This is a genomic window from Sphingopyxis sp. FD7, from assembly GCF_003609835.1.
GTDB lineage: Bacteria > Pseudomonadota > Alphaproteobacteria > Sphingomonadales > Sphingomonadaceae > Sphingopyxis.
This window is the reverse complement of record NZ_AP017898.1, coordinates 2,019,614-2,038,230: the sequence shown is the minus strand read 5'-3', so window position 1 is coordinate 2,038,230 and position 18,617 is coordinate 2,019,614. Positions and strand designations below refer to the sequence as shown.

The 18,617-nt window shown below is 64.6% G+C and carries 18 protein-coding genes; 5 read left to right on the top strand and 13 right to left on the bottom strand.

The features are described from left to right. Positions 1–6 precede the first annotated feature (6 nt). Positions 7–348, bottom strand: a complete 342-nt coding sequence (locus SPYCA_RS09595) for a PilZ domain-containing protein (protein ID WP_120219969.1) — start codon at positions 346–348, stop codon at positions 7–9. A 74-nt stretch (positions 349–422) separates the two neighbouring features. Further along, positions 423–1,649 (bottom strand): tyrosine--tRNA ligase, encoded by a 1,227-nt coding sequence (gene tyrS, locus SPYCA_RS09590; protein ID WP_120219968.1) that lies wholly within the window; start codon positions 1,647–1,649, stop codon positions 423–425. Positions 1,650–1,690: 41 nt separating this feature from the next. Here tyrS and SPYCA_RS09585 point away from each other — a divergent pair, with 41 nt between their 5' ends. The 4 genes from SPYCA_RS09585 to SPYCA_RS09570 all read left to right on the top strand — a co-directional run bounded on the left by SPYCA_RS09585 (position 1,691) and on the right by SPYCA_RS09570 (position 5,323). After that, complete coding sequence (locus SPYCA_RS09585; protein ID WP_120219967.1) at positions 1,691–2,239, top strand: DOMON-like domain-containing protein; 549 nt, start codon at positions 1,691–1,693, stop codon at positions 2,237–2,239. Between the two features lie 2 nt (positions 2,240–2,241). Beyond that, positions 2,242–3,441 carry an exo-beta-N-acetylmuramidase NamZ family protein gene (locus SPYCA_RS09580; protein WP_120222248.1) on the top strand — a complete coding sequence of 400 codons (1,200 nt, stop codon included), beginning with the start codon at positions 2,242–2,244 and terminating at the stop codon, positions 3,439–3,441. A gap of 157 nt (positions 3,442–3,598) precedes the next feature. Continuing rightward, positions 3,599–4,843: a M24 family metallopeptidase gene (locus SPYCA_RS09575; protein ID WP_120222247.1), complete on the top strand. Its 1,245-nt coding sequence runs from the start codon at positions 3,599–3,601 to the stop codon at positions 4,841–4,843. Positions 4,844–4,915: 72 nt separating this feature from the next. Then, complete coding sequence (locus tag SPYCA_RS09570) at positions 4,916–5,323, top strand: endonuclease domain-containing protein (protein WP_120219966.1); 408 nt, start codon at positions 4,916–4,918, stop codon at positions 5,321–5,323. On the opposite strand, the gene SPYCA_RS09565 is transcribed toward SPYCA_RS09570, so the two are convergent. The 3 genes from SPYCA_RS09565 to SPYCA_RS09555 form a co-directional block, all read right to left on the bottom strand. Continuing rightward, complete coding sequence (locus SPYCA_RS09565) at positions 5,314–6,108, bottom strand: DUF817 domain-containing protein (RefSeq protein ID WP_120222246.1); 795 nt, start codon at positions 6,106–6,108, stop codon at positions 5,314–5,316. The two genes, SPYCA_RS09570 and SPYCA_RS09565, sit on opposite strands and share 10 nt — an antisense overlap. 65 nt (positions 6,109–6,173) lie before the next feature. After that, positions 6,174–7,646, bottom strand: a complete 1,473-nt coding sequence (locus SPYCA_RS09560) for an amidohydrolase family protein (RefSeq protein WP_197715337.1) — start codon at positions 7,644–7,646, stop codon at positions 6,174–6,176. Between the two features lie 32 nt (positions 7,647–7,678). Continuing rightward, positions 7,679–8,857: a vWA domain-containing protein gene (locus SPYCA_RS09555; protein ID WP_120219964.1), complete on the bottom strand. Its 1,179-nt coding sequence runs from the start codon at positions 8,855–8,857 to the stop codon at positions 7,679–7,681. Positions 8,858–9,222: 365 nt separating this feature from the next. On the opposite strand from SPYCA_RS09555, the gene SPYCA_RS09550 reads away from it, so the two are divergent. After that, positions 9,223–10,620: a methyl-accepting chemotaxis protein gene (locus tag SPYCA_RS09550; RefSeq protein ID WP_232003253.1), complete on the top strand. Its 1,398-nt coding sequence runs from the start codon at positions 9,223–9,225 to the stop codon at positions 10,618–10,620. Positions 10,621–10,662: 42 nt separating this feature from the next. Here the strand turns inward: SPYCA_RS09550 and SPYCA_RS09545 are convergent, their stop codons facing one another. From SPYCA_RS09545 to SPYCA_RS09510, 8 genes are all read right to left on the bottom strand, one after another. Then, the gene (locus SPYCA_RS09545; protein ID WP_120219962.1) at positions 10,663–11,094 is read right to left on the bottom strand and encodes a GFA family protein; all 432 of its coding nucleotides are present in this window, start codon (positions 11,092–11,094) and stop codon (positions 10,663–10,665) included. Continuing rightward, complete coding sequence (locus tag SPYCA_RS09540; RefSeq protein ID WP_120219961.1) at positions 11,094–11,939, bottom strand: AAA family ATPase; 846 nt, start codon at positions 11,937–11,939, stop codon at positions 11,094–11,096. Before SPYCA_RS09540 ends, SPYCA_RS09545 begins: the two co-directional genes overlap by 1 nt. 99 nt (positions 11,940–12,038) lie before the next feature. Next, positions 12,039–12,710, bottom strand: a complete 672-nt coding sequence (locus tag SPYCA_RS09535) for a DUF6975 family protein (protein WP_232003252.1) — start codon at positions 12,708–12,710, stop codon at positions 12,039–12,041. Positions 12,711–12,980: 270 nt separating this feature from the next. After that, the gene (locus SPYCA_RS09530; protein WP_120219959.1) at positions 12,981–13,277 is read right to left on the bottom strand and encodes a PspC domain-containing protein; all 297 of its coding nucleotides are present in this window, start codon (positions 13,275–13,277) and stop codon (positions 12,981–12,983) included. 331 nt (positions 13,278–13,608) lie between these two features. Next, positions 13,609–15,621, bottom strand: a complete 2,013-nt coding sequence (gene rpoD, locus SPYCA_RS09525; protein ID WP_120219958.1) for an RNA polymerase sigma factor RpoD — start codon at positions 15,619–15,621, stop codon at positions 13,609–13,611. A 35-nt stretch (positions 15,622–15,656) separates the two neighbouring features. Next, positions 15,657–17,534, bottom strand: a complete 1,878-nt coding sequence (dnaG, locus tag SPYCA_RS09520; RefSeq protein ID WP_120219957.1) for a DNA primase — start codon at positions 17,532–17,534, stop codon at positions 15,657–15,659. 64 nt (positions 17,535–17,598) lie between these two features. Then, entirely contained in the window at positions 17,599–17,991 is a 393-nt protein-coding gene (locus SPYCA_RS09515; protein ID WP_232003251.1) for an endonuclease domain-containing protein, read from the bottom strand. A 114-nt stretch (positions 17,992–18,105) separates the two neighbouring features. Then, positions 18,106–18,558, bottom strand: coding sequence for a GatB/YqeY domain-containing protein (locus tag SPYCA_RS09510; protein WP_120219955.1), 453 nt, complete (start codon positions 18,556–18,558; stop codon positions 18,106–18,108). Between the last annotated feature and the right edge of the window lie 59 nt (positions 18,559–18,617).

Here is an 18,617-nt window from a genome sequence, read left to right as displayed (position 1 = left end):
CGTCGCCTAGTTCACGTCACCGCGCGCGCCCATCGCGCGGATCATCGGCAGATAATCCTCGGCGGAGATGGATTTTTCGAACTGCACACCGGTCTTGCCGCCCAGCGACCAGACCACCTTGGCGGCCGCCCGACCGATGATCGGCATCCGGAACACGACAAGGTCGCCGGGCTCGAGCCCGCGCTCGAAACGCATCAGCAAACCGTCGGCGCTGATGTTGACGCAGGTGCACATTTCCTGGCGACCATCGGGCATGACGAAGGGCAGGCGGCAATAGACGTCGCTCCGCGGAGCGATCCGCTGGTCGAGGCCGACATAATGGGCCTTGCTCATGTCAATCTTGCGCATTTTCGTGGACCTTGTTGGTTTGGGCATGACGTTCCACCGGAATGCTGAAGAAGTGGTAAATGATCTTTGCCGCCTTAACGGGTCACAAGCCCGTGTTTTTTGGCGCCGAGGCTCAGCGGAACGTCGCCGTCGGACGGGACGATGCGATAGGCGGGATCGCGAACGACGCTGCCGCCGACCTTCACCGCGCCCTCTTCGAGCTTGCGGCGCGCTTCCTTGTTCGACGCGGCGAAGCCGAGTTCGCGCAGGGCATCGACGATGCCGATCCCCTCGGCGGGCGCAGCGACGTGCGGAAGGTCGCCGCCGATCTGCCCCTTTTCAAAGGTTTGCGCGGCGGTTTCGGCGGCAGCCTTTGCCGCGTCGGCACCGCGGCACATCGCGGTCGCCTCGTTCGCCAGGATCTTCTTCGCCTCGTTGATCTCGGCGCCCTCGAGCTTTTCCAGTCGCGCGATCTCGGCGAGCGGCAGGTCGGTGAAGAGCTTCAGGAACTTGCCGACATCGCGATCGTCGCAGTTGCGCCAATATTGCCAATAGTCAAAATGGGACAGTTGGTCGGGATTAAGCCACACCGCGCCGGCGGCGGTTTTGCCCATTTTGGCGCCCGCGGCGGTGGTGAGCAGCGGAGTCGTCAGGCCATAGAGGTCGGCGCCGTCCATGCGGCGGCCCAGCTCCATGCCGTTCACGATATTGCCCCACTGATCCGACCCGCCCATCTGGAGCCGCACGCCCATTTCGCGCGACAGGTGGCGAAAGTCATAACCCTGGAGGATCATGTAATTGAACTCGAGGAAGGTCATTGGCTGCTCGCGCTCGAGCCGCAGCTTGACCGAATCGAAGGTCAACATGCGGTTGATCGTGAAATGCGTGCCCACTTCCTGGAGCAGCTCGATATAGCCGAGCTTGCCGAGCCAGTCCTGATTGTCGACCATCACCGCGTCGGTCGGCCCGTCGCCGAAAATCAGGAACTGCTGAAAGATGCTGAAGATCGACGCGATGTTCGCGGCGATCGTCTCGTCCGAGAGCATCTTGCGGCTTTCGTCGCGCCCCGTGGGGTCGCCGATCCGCGTCGTTCCGCCGCCCATCAGCACGATGGGCTTGTGACCCGTCTGTTGCAGGCGGCGCAGCATCATGATCTGAACGAGGCTGCCGACGTGGAGCGAGGGCGCGGTGGCGTCGAACCCGATATATCCGGGGACGATCTGCGCGGCGGCGAGCGCATCAAGCCCTTCCGCGTCGGTCATCTGATGGATATAGCCTCGCTCGTCGAGAAGGCGCAGCAGGTCGGATTTATAGTTGGTCATAGCGGGCGGGCGCTTAGCATGGGGTTTGATATTTGGATAGCATGCGCAAGGAGCTGATCTGTCACCCCGATACCCCCGCGCGCGCCGTGCGGTCGGTTGCGGTCGAGGTCAGCCTGTCGTTCGACGATGGCTTTGCGCTGCGCTTCCTGATCGACGGCGCGATCGCCGATCTGGTGCTGCCCGTGGGCGAGGGCGAGCTGGTCATCGCCGACAGCGCCACCGACGGCCTGTGGGAAAGCACCTGTTTCGAGGCGTTCCTGACCGAAGAGGGGCAGCCGGATTATACCGAATTCAACTATGCGCCCGACGGGCGCTGGGCCTGTTACCAGTTCGACGATTATCGCTCGCTGCTGCGGTCCGACGATCTGGCGCCGTGGGAAATCGCGGCGGAACGCGGCGAGCAAAGCTATGCGCTGCGCGTCGAGCCGGGGATTTTTCCCGACGTCGGCGCGAAGCTCGGCCTGTCCGCGGTGATCGAGGAACTCGACGGCACCAAAAGCTATTGGGCGCTCGCGCATCCGCCGGGGCAGCCCGACTTCCATCATCCCGATTGCTTTGCCCTGACGCTTGAGGCACGCGGGCGGGCATGACCATTTCCTTCGGTATCGACCGCCTGCTCGCCGACCCCGACCTGCGCAAACCGCTTGAGGGCAAGCGCGTCGCGCTGCTCGCGCATCCGGCATCGGTCACCGCCGATCTGACGCACAGCCTCGACGCGCTCGTTGCCGCGGGGGTCAATGTCACGGCAGTGTTCGGCCCGCAGCATGGGGTGCGCGGCGACCTTCAGGACAATATGATGGAATCACCCGATTTCACCGATCCGGTGTATGGGGTTCCATGTTTCAGCCTATATGGCGAAGTGCGCCGCCCGACGGGCCAGTCGATGCACAGTTTCGACGTCATGCTGGTCGATCTCCAGGATCTCGGTTGTCGCATCTACACCTATGTCACGACCCTGCTCTATGTGCTCGAAGCCGCGGCGCAGCATGGCAAGGCGGTGTGGGTGCTCGACCGGCCGAATCCGGCGGGGCGACCCATCGAAGGGACGCGCCTGCGCCCCGGCTGGGAAAGCTTCGTCGGCGCCGGGCCGATGGTCATGCGCCACGGGCTGACGATGGGCGAGATGGGGCGCTGGTTCATCCGCCACTTCAACCTCGATGTCGACTATCGCGTCATCGAGATGGAGGGATGGGAACCCGATGGCCCCGGCTTCGGCTGGCCGACGGATCGCGTCTGGATCAACCCCAGCCCCAATGCGCCGAACGTCAACATGGCCCGCGCCTATGCCGGGACGGTGATGGTCGAGGGTGCGACGCTCAGCGAAGGCAGGGGGACGACGCGCCCGCTCGAACTGTTTGGCGCGCCCGACATCGACGCCAAGGCGGTGATCGCCGAAATGTACCGGCTCGCGCCCGAATGGCTGGCCGGATGCAAGCTGCGCGACATCTGGTTCCAGCCGACCTTCCACAAGCATGTCGGGCACCTTTGCAGCGGCGTCCATATCCATGCCGAGGGTGCGTGGTACGCCCATGCCGCCTTTCGCCCGTGGCGCGTGCAGGCGCTGGGATTCAAGGCGATCCGCTCGCTCTGGCCCGACTATCCGATCTGGCGCGGGCTCGATTTCAAATATGAATATACCGACGATGTGCTGGCGATCGATGTCATCAACGGCGGGCCGGGCTTGCGCGAGTGGGTCGACGATGCGGGCGCCGTTGCGGGCGACCTCGACGCGCTGGCGCTGACTGACGAGGCGGGATGGAGAGGCGAGGTGGAAGGGCTTTTGCTTTATTGACGATATCCCTCCATCTCCGTTCGCCCTGAGCTTGTCGAAGGGTTGTTCTTTTCTTTGAACATCGAAAACAAGAACGGCTCCCTTCGACTGACTTGTCAGTCGCTCAGGACAGGCTTCGACAAGCTCAGGACGAACGGGAACAGGAGAGAGCGTGGTGATATACCGGCGGCAATTCATGGGGACAGCGGCGCTGACTGGGCTCGCGCTAACGGGATCGGTATCGGTCTTGGCCGCCGATACGGCGGACCTGCCCGACCTTGCCGCAGCCGCGATTCCGATCACCGCCGCCGAGCGCATGGCGCGGATCGCCAAGGCCAGGGAATTGATGGCCGCGAACGACATGGGCGCGCTGCTGATCGAGCCGGGGTCGAGCCTCATTTATTTCACCGGGGTGCGCTGGTCGCGCAGCGAGCGGCTGACCGCCGCGGTGCTGACGCGCGAGGGCGAGGTGGCGGTGGTCACGCCCTACTTCGAGGAACCGTCGGTGCGCGAAAGTCTGGGCATCGCGGCCGAGGTGCTGACGTGGAACGAGGATGAGAACCCGCTCGCTGCCGTCGCGGCCTGGCTTGGCAAGCGCGGGCTGGCGAAGGGCAAGATCGGCGTCGAGGAAACGGTGCGGTATTTCGCGGTCGACGGGCTGGAGAAAGCCATGCCCGACGCCACCGTGGTCAATGGCGCGCCCGTCGTGCGCGGGTGCCGGATGCACAAGTCGCCCGCCGAAATCGCGCTGATGCAGCTCGCAAACGACATCACGCTTGCCGCCTATCGCTACACGGCGCCGCGGATCGAGGCCGGGATGACGCCCGCCGAGATCGGCGCGATCATGCGCGCCGCGACCGTGGCGCTCGGCGGCAAGAGCGAGTTCGAGCTGATTCTGCTCGGCGAGGCGAGCGCTTATCCGCATGGAAGCGGCAAGCCACAGGCGGTGAAGACGGGCGAGGTGGTGCTGATGGACTGCGGCGCCTCGGTCCATGGCTATCAGTCCGACATTTCGCGCAGCTTCGTTTACGGCAAGGCGAGCCCGCGCCAGCGGCAGGTCTGGGACCAGATGCGCAAGGGACAGGACGTCGCCTTCGCCGCGGCGAAGCTCGGCACCCCGGCGGGCGCGGTCGATGACGCGGTGCGCGCCTATTATGAAAGCCTCGGCTGGGGGCCGGGTTACAAGCTGCCCGGCACGTCGCATCGCACCGGGCACGGCATCGGTCTCGACGGGCATGAGCCGGTCAATCTGGTGCGCGGCGAGACGGTGAAGCTGGCACCGGGCATGTGTTTTTCGAACGAACCGGGGATTTATATTCCGGGCGAGTTCGGCATCCGGCTCGAGGATTGTTTTTACATGACCGCCAGCGGGCCGACATGGTTCAGCGAACCGCCGCCGTCGATCGATAGGCCTTTTGCCTAAGTCCCCCTCCCTTCTTCAGGGAGGGGTTAGGGGTGGGTTGGCGAGCGAAGCTCGCCGCGCTACCTATCGATCATGCGTCGCGTGCCGAAAGAAATGACTGATCGTGCGCGCCGGTTGCGTAACGAGGCAACGCCTGCTGAGCGGGCCATGTGGCAGCTGCTTTCCAATTATCGGCCATCGTTCACTCGGCAGCTCGTGGTGGGTTCGTACATAGTCGATCTCGCATGCCGCAAAGCAAAGTTGGCGATCGAATTCGACGGCAGCCAGCATCTTGAGCAGCAAAACTATGACGATCGCCGGACGAAGTTTCTCGAGTCCGAAGGCTGGCGAGTCATGCGGATTTGGAACAACGACGCACTCTCTAATCCAGAAGGCGTCGCCCGGCTGATCCTCCAAGAAGCCGCCGAGTGCCTCGGCGGTACCCACCCCCAACCCCTCCCTTTCAGGGAGGGGAGAGTGAGGCGGCCGCGCTACAAGTGACCTGGCTCCTTCGGCCGCTGCACCAAACTGACCAGCACGAACGAGATGATCATCAGCAGATACCAGCTGCCGAGCTTTTCCAGCCCGACCATATGCCAGCCGTCATTCTGGCTGGGATAGGTCCAGGCACGGGCGAAGGTGCCGATATTCTCGGCGAACCAGATGAACAGCGCGACCAGCCCCCAGCCGACGAGCAGGGGCATCCGGCGATGGACGTGGAGCGGGCGGAACCACACCTGACAGCGCCAGAAGAGCAGGCCGGTCGCCGCGAACAGCAACCAGCGGATGTCATAGGTCCAATGGTGCGCGAAGAAATTGATATAGATGGCGGCGGCGAGCACATAGCTCGTCCAGACCGGCGGATAGCCCGTGTAGCGAAAATCGAAGATGCGCCAGACGCGCGCGATATAGCTGCCGACCGCGGCATACATGAAACCCGAGAAGAGCGGCACCGCGCCGATGTGGAGCAGGCTCGCTTCGGGATATTGCCACGATCCCGCGGCGGTCTTGAACAGCTCCATCACCGTGCCGACGATGTGGAAGAGCAGGATGACCAGCGCTTCCTTCGGCGTTTCGAGCCGGAAGGCGAGCATGGCGAGCTGGATGAGCACCGCGCCGATGGTGATCGCGTCGTAGCGATGGAGCGGCGCATCGTCGGGCCAGAAGACATGCGTGCCGAGGAGCAGCGCGAGCATCAGGCCGCCGAACAGGCACGCCCAGCCCTGCTTGAACCCGAACACCAGAAACTCCAGGAACCAGCCGCGCGGTCCCGGCGCGACCGCCATCGCCTCCAGCCGCGTGCGGACCGCGTGGAAGCGGCTGTGCGACACGCCCGGTCGCTGCGTAATACTCACAGGTCCGCGCTGGCGGGGCTGGTCAGAAAGCCCCAGATAAGCCGAATACCGTTGCCGGGATGCGCGGCCTGCGCGCGCACGAAATCGAGCAGCGCTGCGACGCCCCCGCGGTCGTAGAGATGGCCGCCCAGAATAACGGCCGCGATTCGCCGACTGTTGCCGATGTCGGCCAGCGGATCGGCGTCGAGAAGCAACAGGTCGGCATGCTTTCCGACCGCGACGCTGCCATAGTCGCGATCGAGTCCGGCGAAGCGCGCGGCGTCGAGGGTGGCGGCGCGGAGCACTTCGGCGGGCGTCAGCCCGGAGTCGACCAGCAGCCCCATCTCGTCGTGAAACTTCGGGCCGGCGATGATCGTGTCGCTGCCCACAAGCACCGGCATGCCGGCGCGATGTGCGGCCAGCGTGTCGGCCTGCGCTTGTCGCAGCACCCCGGCAAGCAGCGCGCGATCCTCGGGCGCGGCATATATCGCTGCGGTTCCCGCCGCATCGTCGCCAAAGGCCCAGCGCGACAGCGGATCAGCATAGACGAGACGCGGGTCACGCAAATAGGCGGGGTCATGCGCCCGTGCATCCTCCTCGCGCGTCACCAGCGTCGGAACGAAAGCGATATTGCGCGCGGCCATGCCGCCCATGATCGCCTCGCAGCCAGCGCGATTGCGCGCGCCGAGCATATGCGCGATCAGTTGCGGGCGGGGCAGCTTGTCATAATGTCCGGCGCGCCAGCGAGCGGCGTCGGCGAAACAACCCTCGATGAAAATCCGGCCATGCTCGAAACTGCGCTGGCCACGCGCAACCGCTTCGGCGAGCGGGACCGCCTTGGGGACATGACCCACCAGCGACATGCCCTGGGCCTGGGCTTCGCCTGCAAGCGTGCGATAGGCGGCGAGCGGCAGATTGTTATAGACCTTGAGCAAGCGCGCACCGCGCGCGCGATCTTCGGCGACGCGCGCCTTGACCGTCGCGGGGGTCAGCGAAGGATCCTCATAATAGAAGCTTGCATCGGCGATGAAGCGCGGGCTCGCCATCGTCCCCGCCGCCGCCGCCGCCGACCAGCGCCGCTTGTCGGCATGGCAGGCGAGCAGCGGATCGGTCCTTTCGGGGCAGCCCATCATGTCGCGCACCGCGGTTATCCCTGATGCCAGCTGCAAGGGGAGATGGAGTTGCGGCGAAACCTTGAAACTGTGGCTGTGCATGTCCCACAGGCCGGGCATCAGCCATCGGCCGCGCGCGTCGACGCGATGGGCGCCCGTGGGCGGCGCGAGGTCCGGCGCAATCGCCGCGATCCGCCCGCCGCGCACCAGTATGCGGGTGGGGTCGCCCGCCGTGCCGCTTTCGACATCAATAATCCGCGCTCCGTCGATCAGCAGGCTGGCGTGTCGTGCTGGCAGCGGCGCGTTCGCTGGCGGCCAGAGCAGCGCGGCGACAAGAAACAGCAGTAATCCCGTCAGGACCAGGCCGATACGGGCCAACAGAGTTCTTGCCATCGCCCGATCGCGCTACGTCAATGCTTGCGCGTCAGCTCGCGCATCGCGTCGTCGAGGCCGGCGAGGGTCAGCGGGTACATGCGGTCGTTCATCAGCTGTTTGATGAGCTTCACCGACTGGGTGTAGCCCCAATGCGCCTCGGGCACGGGGTTCAGCCACACCGCGGCAGGATAGACATGGGTGATCCGCTGGAGCCACACCGCGCCCGATTCCTCGTTGAAATGCTCGACGCTGCCGCCCGGATGGGTGATTTCATAGGCGCTCATCGAGGCATCGCCGACGAAGACGACCTTGTAATCATGGCCATATTTGTGGAGGATGTCCCACATCGGCGTGCGTTCGGACCAGCGGCGCTTATTGTCTTTCCACACCCCCTCATAGGGGCAGTTGTGGAAATAGAAGAACTCCAGATTCTTGAACTCGCTCGTCGCGGCGCTGAACAATTCCTCGCACAGCTTGATGAACGGATCCATCGATCCGCCGACGTCGAGAAACAGGAGCAGCTTGACCGCATTGCGCCGCTCGGGGCGCATCTTGATGTCGAGCCAGCCCTGCCGCGCGGTGCCGTCGATCGTGCCCGCTATGTCGAGCTCGTCGGCTGCGCCCTCGCGCGCGAACTTGCGCAGGCGGCGGAGCGCGATCTTGATGTTACGGGTGCCGAGTTCCTTCGTGTTGTCGAGATTCTGGAACTCGCGCTTTTCCCAGACCTTGAGCGCGCGCTTGTGCTTGCTCTCGCCGCCGATCCGCACGCCCTCGGGATTATAGCCCGAATTGCCGAAGGGGCTGGTGCCGCCGGTGCCGATCCATTTGTTGCCGCCCTCGTGGCGCTTCTGCTGTTCCTCGAGCCGCTTTTTCAGCGTCTCCATGATCTCGTCCCAGTCGCCCAGCGACTTGATCGCTTCCAGCTCTTCGGCGGTGAGATATTTCTCGGCGACGGCTTTCAGCCATTCTTCGGGAATGTCGACGGGATTCTGACCGTAATCGGCAAGCAACCCCTTGAAAACCTTGTTGAACACCTGGTCGAAACGATCGAGCAGGCCTTCGTCCTTCACATAGATCGCGCGGGATAGATAATAAAATTGTTCGGGGGTACGGTCGATGACCTCGCGGTCGAGCGCCTCCAGCAGCATCAGATGCTCTTTCAGGCTGGCGGGAATGCCCGCGGCGCGAAGCTCGTCGAGGAAACCGAAAAACATGGACGCAGGGGTAACCTGTCGACGCGGCGGGTGCAATCACTTTACGTTTACGGAAAGTGATGGGCGGCCGGGGCAAGGTCGATTTTCGGATGGCGCCGTTCGGCCGGTTGCGGACCTGTAAGTTCCTCCCCGGAACGGGGAGGGGGACCATGCGAAGCATGGTGGAGGGGTACCATCGGTCGAACGGGCCTATGCGGGCCTGTACCCCTCCACCACCCTTCGGGTGGTCCCCCTCCCCCTGCGGGGGAGGACCATCAACGTCCGCTCCCCACCCCAAAGCCGTCATCGCCGCCGCGCACCCATTGACGCCCCGTTAACCAATGTTGGGCATAGCTTTGCGATCATTCCGGGATGTGGGCAAGCCAATGAAATATGATCCGATCAATCCGGCGACGCCGATTCTCGACCAGTCGGTCGCCAGCGATTGCGGCGAGTTGGCGGTTGGGTGCAGCGATGCCGCCGGGCGCATCAAGCGCGCGACCGACCAGATGGACCGCCAGATCGCCGAGCTTGGGCGGCTCGAAAATTACGTCGTCAGCCTCGAGGCCGACCAGCGCCAGATCGCCGATTCGACCGACGAAGCGAAGCTGCTCTCGGCGCGCGCGCGCGAACAGCTCGATGTCGGGGCCGAGCGCGTCAACGCGGCGGTCAGCGAGTTCCGGTCGGTCATCGACCTCATCGCGCGACTGGGCGCACATGTCACCAATTTCGCCGCGGTGATGGAGCAGGTGCAGCAGGTCAGCCAGTCGATCGAGTCGATCGCCAAGACCACCAACATGCTCGCGCTCAACGCCGCGATCGAGGCCGAACGCGCGGGCGACGCCGGGCGCACCTTTGCCGTCGTCGCCGCCGAGGTGAAGAAGCTGGCGCAGAATACCCGCGGCGCGACCGACGAAATCCGCCGTTCGATCGGCAGCCTCGCCGTCGAAGCGAGCGGGCTGGTCACCGAAATCCAGTCGGGGGTCGAACAGTCGAGCCGCGCCGAGGCGCAGTTTGAAACGATCACCGATGCGCTTCACGATGCAACGCACCTCGTCGCGCTGCTCGACGACCAGAGCGACCGCATCGCGCAGTCGAGCGCGATGGTCCACGCAAACGGGGCCAAGGTGCGCGAGGCGCTCGACCGCGTCGTCGCGTCGGTGCGCGACAATAGTTCGACCCTGATCGGCACGCGCGATTCGATCCTGACGATGGAGCATGTATCGAACCGCATGTTCAATGCGGTGATTTCCGCCGGGGTCAGCCCGCGGGATTCGGCAATCGTCGCGCTCGCGGCCAAGGTGCGCGATGAGTTCGTCGAAATCGCCGAACATGCGCTCGCGCGCGGCGAGCTGACGATGGAGCAATTGTTCGACACCGATTATGTGCGTGTACCGAACTCGAACCCCGAACGTTTTCGCACCACGCTCAGCGACTGGGCCGACGCCAACTGGCGCCCGCTGTTCGACCGCGTCGTCGCGCAGCATCCCGAAATCAAGATGTCGTCGGCGGGCGACATGAACGGCTTTCTGCCGACCCACATCACCGACTGTTCGCGCACGCCGACCGGCGACCTTGAACATGACACGGCGCACTGCCGCAACGGGCGCATCCTGTTCGACGAAACCGACGCCGCGGCGAAACGCAGCACGGCGCCCTTTTTCATGACGGTTTATCGCCAGGAAGGCGACGGGATCAATTATCTGACCGTGCGCAACGTCTATATGCCCGCGATCATCGGCGGACGCCGCTGGGGCGATGTCGAGGTGGCATACCAGCTTTGACGACGGACGGCCGCGCGGGGGAGGGTTACGCCCGCGCCGCGATCAATTCCGGCAATTCTGGGGTGGCGGCGCGGGCGGCTGCTCCGGAAACTGGTCCATCGACGGATCGATGATCGCCCAATCGGGCGCTTCGCTCGTCCAGATCGCGACGGTGGGCTTCAAGCCATGCGATCCGTCGAGAACGCCCAGGCGGACGACGCGCAGCTGCGGGCGCGCCGATGAGGCGCTGAACATCGGCGTGCCGCACGCCGCGCAATGCCAGCGGGTCAGGGTGTTGCCGCTGTCGGCGATATAGCTGTCCGACGCCAGAAGGCCGTCGGCGACGATGCTTTCGGTCGGAAAGATCGCATTATGCGTCGGCCCGCCCGCGGCGATCTTCTGGCAGCGGCGGCACCAGCATTGCCGCACCGTCAACGGCTCGGCGTCGATGCGCACCTTGACCGCACCGCACGAACATTCGCCGCTATACGCCATCAGCCCCCCTGTCGCCGGGCCATGAAGGCGAGCTTTTCGAACAGCATCACATCCTGTTCATTCTTGAGGAGGGCGCCGTGCAAGGGCGGGATCGCCTTGCCGACATCGCGGTTCTGAAGCACTTCGAGCGGCATGTCCTCGGCAAGCAGCAGCTTGAGCCAGTCGATGAGTTCGCTCGTCGACGGCTTTTTCTTGAGCCCCGGCACCTCGCGCACATCATAGAAAATGTCCATCGCGCGGCTCACCAGCGTCTTCTGGATGCCGGGGAAATGGACCTCGACGATCGCCGCCATCGTGTCGCGATCGGGAAACTTGATATAGTGAAAGAAGCAGCGGCGCAGAAAGGCGTCGGGCAGTTCCTTTTCATTGTTCGAGGTGATGACGACGATCGGGCGTTCCTTCGCGCTGATCGTTTCGTCGGTTTCATAGACGTGGAAGGCCATGCGATCGAGTTCCTGAAGCAGGTCGTTCGGAAACTCGATGTCCGCCTTGTCGATCTCGTCGATCAGCAGCACGGGAAGCCTGGGCGAAGTGAAGGCTTCCCATAATTTGCCGCGCTTGATGTAGTTGCGGATGTCGTGAACGCGCTCTTCGCCAAGTTGCCCGTCGCGCAGGCGCGCCACCGCATCATATTCGTAAAGCCCTTGCTGCGCCTTGGTCGTCGATTTGATGTTCCAGGTGATCAGCGGCGCGTCGAATGCTTTCGCTATCTCCTCGGCGAGCACGGTCTTGCCCGTGCCCGGTTCGCCCTTCACGAGCAGGGGGCGGCGGAGGAGTGTCGCGGCGTTGACCGCGACCTTGAGGTCGTCGGTGGCGATATAGGCGCTGGTTCCTTCAAAGCGCATCGGCTGGCTGCCTTTCCCTTAACGTGAACGTCAAGCGGGCATAGCGGGGGGAGGGAGAGGGCGCAAGCTTGTCTCCCCTCCCGCCTGCGGGAGAGGGATTCAGCTGTGCGCGCGGCTGGCGGCGCGCGCCGCCAGCAGATCCCACAGGCCGCTGTGCTGCGCGATCAGCTGCTGCGCGCCGAACAGCATCGCGCGTTCGACCGCAGGCGTATCGGCGGCGCTCGCGGCGAGCCGCGCGGTGCCGGGAAGGTCGGGAAGCGAACAGGCAGGCGGCGCGAGGTCGAGCCGCAGCGCGCTGATGTCGAGCAGCACGCGGATCGTCCGCCAGTCGAGCGTCAGCGCGATCGCCGCGCCGAGCGCGCAGCCGTGACGGTCCGATTCGGCGAGCATGTCGAGCGCTTTGCATTGCGCGGCGACCGCGGCCTCGCATTGCGCCTGACCCGCTGTGCTCGGCACCGGGCCGGCCGCCGAGGCAATTTTCGACAGGAAAGCGCGCTCATCGACAAAGGCGGCGGCGGCCTGGTCCATCCATGCGCGCGCCGCGGGATCGACCGCCTTGCGCGCCGCGCTGTCGATCACGCCGGGATGGCGACCGTGGAGCAGGCAGAGGAAGTGGACCGCATCGGCAAGGTTGCGCATCGCGTCGGCGCCGCTCGACAGCGCGCCCGAACGGATGTGCGGATGCGCGCCGGTGCCTTCGCGCGCGACGAGCGCGTCGAGCAGTTCGGCGGCGCTGCGCGTCGGCATTCGGATTTGCGGCGACTGACTCAACGCGGGTTCCTTTCTGGAGCCTGACCGGGGCCAAGCCGATGGAATGGCTCGCGATCCGTCATAGGCGAACGTCGTAAACGACGCGTTTATATGGGCGGACGGATTTGCGGCGCGATTGTTTCAGGGGGGGACAGCGCCGGTGGGCCTGCAAAGGATAAAGGGACCGACGAGCCCCGGGAAGAGGCTCGGCGGTCCCATATATGGCGCGCGAAACGCGCCATCGGAGCGAAACGGCGGACTCGGGGAGAGGGAGAACCCGGCCGCTTCGGCTCAAGCTGCGAGTGCGAGCTCGTCGGCCTTGGACGCCGACTGCGCGCCGCCCTCGGTCATGCTGAGCGCGGGGGTGGCCGTCGGCGCGACCCTGGCCGGAAAAAGCAGGCGCGACACGAGCACGACGAGGCCGAGCCCGAAATAGGCGGCAAAGCTTTGCACCGGGAAGAAGAAGAGCGGCGCGATGAACGCCAGGCGCAGATAGAGCGGGTTGAAGCCGAAATCCTGGCCCACGGCCTCGCAGATACCGAAGAAGGTGTCACGGCGGCGGAAGAGATTGGTGGTTTCATTCTGCATTTTTGCGTCTTTCCTCTGGCTGCGGGCTCAGCCCCGCGCTCGTGCCCCATGCTTCGCAAAGGGCGTGCCAATTGTTCAGATGCGTGGATTTCCGGCCGATTCGACCCATGCGCTGTCGAGCGAACGGCGCATGAGTTGGAAAATTGTCCCATCAGTCGGGAAATGTCACCATCATACTGTATCATTTTTCATGGCGTGAACTCGGGGGAGAGCGCCGCCGAATATGGGCGGCGGCCTTTTCCCTACAAGGGTCGCGCGAAAAAAAGGCGGCCGGTTAGACCGGCCGCCGTCAAAATTCGATGAATGTCGTCAGCGGGTTACAGGCTCGCACCTATTGATCGAGGAAGCTGCGCATCTTGCGTGACCGCGACGGGTGCTTGAGCTTGCGCAGCGCCTTCGCCTCGATCTGGCGGATGCGTTCGCGGGTCACGCTGAACTGCTGGCCGACCTCTTCGAGCGTATGGTCGGTGTTCATGCCGATGCCGAAGCGCATTCTGAGCACGCGCTCCTCGCGCGGGGTGAGCGACGCGAGGACGCGGGTGACGGTCTCCTTGAGGTTCGACTGCACCGCGGCGTCGACCGGGATCACCGCATTCTTGTCCTCGATGAAATCGCCGAGGTGGCTGTCTTCCTCGTCGCCGATCGGCGTTTCGAGGCTGATCGGCTCCTTGGCGATCTTCATCACCTTGCGGACCTTTTCGAGCGGCATCGACAGCCGCTCGGCCATTTCCTCGGGGGTAGGCTCGCGGCCGCTCTCGTGGAGGAACTGGCGGCTGCACCGCACCAGCTTGTTGATCGTCTCGATCATATGAACCGGGATGCGGATCGTGCGCGCCTGATCCGCAATGCTGCGGGTGATCGCCTGGCGGATCCACCAGGTCGCATAGGTGCTGAACTTGTAGCCGCGGCGATATTCGAACTTGTCGACCGCCTTCATCAACCCGATATTGCCTTCCTGAATGAGGTCGAGGAACTGCAGGCCGCGGTTCGTATATTTCTTGGCGATCGAGATGACGAGGCGCAGGTTCGCCTCGACCATCTCCTTTTTGGCGATGCGCGCCTCGCGCTCGCCCTTCTGGACCATGTTCACGACGCGGCGGAACTCGGCCAGGCTCATGCCCGCGGCCTGCGCGATTTCGCTGATTTCGATGCGGATGCGGTCGACCGCTGCCGCCTCATTTTCGGCGAAGGCCGCCCATTTCTTGTCGATGCCCGCGACTTCCTCGAGCCAGTTTTCCTCCAGCTCGCGCCCGACATAATGGTCGAGGAACGACTTGCGCGGCACCTTGTGGCGCTCGGCCAGGCGCAGCATCTGGCCGCCGAGCGCGGTCAGGCGGCGGTTGTAGCTGTAGAGCTGGTCGACCAGATATTCGATCTTGGTGCCATGAAACTGCACGCTCTCGACCTGCGCGGTGAGTTCCTCGCGCAGCTTGTGATATTTCTTTTCCGACGCCGCCGGAAACTCCTCGCCGCCCGACAGCGCTTCGAGCCGGGCTTCCTGAAGCTTCTGGAACGCCTTGAAGCTCTTGGTGATGTTCGCGAACTTCTCGAGCGCGTCGGGTTTGAGCAATTCCTCCATCGCCGCGAGGCTCAGCGTATTGTCCTCATCGTCATCGTCGAAGCTTTCGCGCTTGCCCGACGCGCCTTCGCCATCCTCGTCATCCGAATCGGCCGACGGCTCTTCCTCGACCTCGTCCTCGTCCTTGAACGAGACGCCGGCGGTCTTTTCGCTGATTTCGCCGTCGTCCTCGGCGCCTTCCTCGTCGAGATTTTCGGGTGCGGGATCCTTCGACAGCATCGCTTCCAGATCGACGATCTCGCGCAGCTGCATGTCGCCATTGTTGAGCGCGTTCGACCATTCGATGATCGCATTGAAGGTCAGCGGGCTTTCGCACAGTCCCAGGATCATCGTGTCGCGACCGGCCTCGATGCGCTTCGCGATCGCGATTTCGCCTTCGCGCGACAGCAATTCGACCGCGCCCATTTCGCGCAGGTACATGCGCACGGGGTCGTCGGTGCGATCGACCGTTTCCTTCTTTTTCTCGATTGCGGGGTTCGACACCGAACCCGTGCCGGCGCTGACGTCGATGTCGTCGTCGGCTTCCTGCTCGGCCTCTTCCTGCACATCCTCGTCGCTTTCGACGATATTGATGCCCATGTCGGAAATCGCCGACATGATGTCCTCGATCTGCTCCGACGACATCTGGTCCTGCGGCAGCGCCTCATTGAGCTCGTCATAGGTCAGGTAACCGCGCTTCTTGCCGCGCGCGATCAGCTTTTTGACGTCGGCCTCGTTGAGGTCGATCAGCGGGGCGTCGGTGTCGGCTTCGTTCTTCGTGGCCATATTCGTTCCTTGCCTGCGGGGGCATTTACGGGTCGCTACTGGCTGCGGCTGTCGGACAGCGCGGCCAGGCGGCGGGTCAGATCCTCGTCCATCGCGCGCAGCTTTTGCTGCCGCGCATGGCCTTCGTCGTCCATCGTGCGCATATAATCCGCGGTCGCCTCGGCAAGCCGGGCACGGATTTCGGGCTGCGTCACGAGCACGCCGATATATTCGTCCAGGTCGCGCAGCGCGGTTTCGCGTGCCGCATCAACCTCTTCGCCTTCGAGCCGTCGATTGAACGAGAAGTGCATTCCATCGGCTCTGAGCAATGTCATCGCCCTATTATACACTTTCATCGGCTCCAATATGGCAAGCAACCCCTCGCAATCAAGCCCTTCGCGGGCATTTGCGATGTCAAGCATCAGGCCGAGCAGTTCGGCGTCGCCGGAATCGGGGATCGCGAGGCGGGCCAGCGCCTCTTCGTTGCGCCGGATTGCCTCCGGATAACGGAGCAGGCCGCCGAGCAAGGCCGCCACAAGCGGTCCCGCAATCCCCGCCTGCCCAAGCGCGCGCGTTTCCGCGGCGGGCGGCTGGAGGCGCGGGTCGGGCGCGAAGCGGCGGCCGCCGCGCCCCGGCTGCGGCGCCCAGGGCACGCGGGGCCCCTGGTCGGGCCGCGCCCTTGCAAATAGTGCGTCGAGCCTTTCGCGAAACGCCTCACGATAATGGTGGCGCACATCGGCATGCTCGATCGCATCGGCATGGGCGAGCAGCCGGGTCTTGAGCGCCGCGCGCTCCTCGGGCGTCGCGAGCGGGCCGGCGGCGACTTCATGCGCCCAGAGGCGTTCGACGAGCGGCTGGGCGTCGGCCAGGATCGCCGCGAAACCGTCGGCGCCCTTGGCGCGCACCAGATCGTCGGGGTCTTGCCCCGCGGGCAGCGTCGCGAAGGCGAGGCTGAAGCCGGGGCGGAGCAGCGGCAGCGCGCGCGTCGCGGCGCGCATCGCCGCCTTCTGCCCCGCGCTGTCGCCGTCGAAGCAGAGGATGGGCACCGGCACCATGCGCCACAGCATCGCGAGCTGGTTTTCGGTGAGCGCGGTGCCGAGCGGCGCGACCGCATCGGCAATCCTCGCTTCGGCGAGCGCGACCACGTCCATATAGCCCTCGACGACGATGATGCGGTTGGTCTGGCGCGAGGCGGGCGAGGCTTTGTCGAGATTGTAGAGCGTGCGCCCCTTGTCGAAGAGCGGCGTGTCGGGCGAATTGAGATATTTGGGCTCGCCGTCGCCGAGGATGCGGCCGCCGAAGGCGATCACCCGCCCGCGCGCGTCGCGGATCGGGATCATCAAACGGCCGCGAAAGCGGTCGTAGGGCTCCTTGTCGTCGACCGCGATCAGCATTCCTGCCTCGACGAGCATCGCCGTGGGAAACGTCTTGAGCGCCTCCTTCAGCGCGGTGCGGCTGTCGGGGGCGAGGCCGAAGCCGAAGGCCTTGCGCGTCGCCTCCGAAATGCCCCGCTTGGCGAGATATTCGCGCGCCGGGGCGCCGTTGCTGCTCTCGAGCTGCTGTGCGAACCATTCGGCCGCGGCCTGCGTCACGTCGCGCAGGCTCGCCTGCTCCTCGGCCTTTTTCGCGGCGCGCGGGTCGGGGGCGGGGACGTCCATCCCGGCTTCGGCCGCGAGTTCCTTGACCGCATCCATGAACGACAGGCCGCGCTGGTCGGTCATCCAGCGGATCGCATCGCCATGCGCGCCGCAGCCGAAGCAGTGATAGAATCCCTTTTCGTCGTTGATCGTGAAGCTGGGCGTCTTTTCGTTATGGAAGGGGCAGCAGGCCTTGTACTCGCGCCCCGCGCGCGTGATCTTCACCGTGCGGCCGATGAGGGTCGACAGCGTGATGCGCGAGCGCAGTTCGTCGAGCCATTGCGGGGTTAGGGTCATGGGTGTGCCATGCCCACCCCCGGCCCCTCCCGCAAGCGGGAGGGGAAAGGATCCGTGTTCGAGTTCATATGTCCCCCTCCCGCTTGCGGGAGGGGTTAGGGGTGGGCAGAAGGGCAAGGCTGCGCTCGATTTCGCTCACGACGCCGTCGATGTTCGCCATCACGTCGCCATTCGTGAAACGAAGGACTCGAAACCCGTTTTCTGCAAGCCATTGATCCCGACGATCGTCGTAGGCTTGGCGCATATCGTGCGAACATCCGTCGAGTTCGACAATCAATTGCGCTTCGCGGCAAAGAAAGTCTGCGAAATAGGGACCGACAGGCATCTGGCGGCTGAATTTCCAGCCGCCGACTTTCCGGCCCGACAGGCAACGCCACAGGGTTCGCTCTGCTGGCGCTGCGGCATTTCGCAGCTCTTTTGCACGCTGCGTGTCGCGGGGCTGAAACTGTCCGTCCATCATAGGGCGTATGCCCACCCCCGACCCCTCCCGCAAGCGGGAGGGGAGAAGCGGGATCGCAACCGTCCAGTTCCCCTCCCGCTTGCGGGCGGGGCTAGGGGAGGGCCTGTCCCCTTACGACAAAGCCGCCTTCACCCACCCGCTCGCCTTGCTCATGTCAAGCTGCGAGCCCAACCGGTCCTTCACCGCGGCCATCACCTTGCCCATATCCTTCAGGCTCGACGCGCCCAGTTCCGTGACGATCGCCCTGATCGCCGTGACCGCCTCCTCGTCGCTCAGCTGCGCGGGCAGGAAATCCTCGATCACCGCGACCTCGGCCGCCTCGATGTCGGCCAGTTCCTGCCGCCCGCCCTGTTCGTACATGGCGATCGATTCGCGGCGCTGCTTGACCATCTTCTGCAAGACGTCGGTGACGAGCACATCGTCGTCGGCCGGCGCGGTGCCGGTGCGCAGCTCGATGTCCTTGTCCTTGATCTTGGCCAGCATCAGCCGGATCGTGCCCAGGCGCGCCTTGTCGCCGCTCTTCATCGCGGCAACCTGCGCAGCCTTGATGTCATCGCGAATCATGCGTGTCCCCATGGCTCTCAAATTTCGGAAAGGCCCTCTCTAGCGGGAAGATTCCAAAT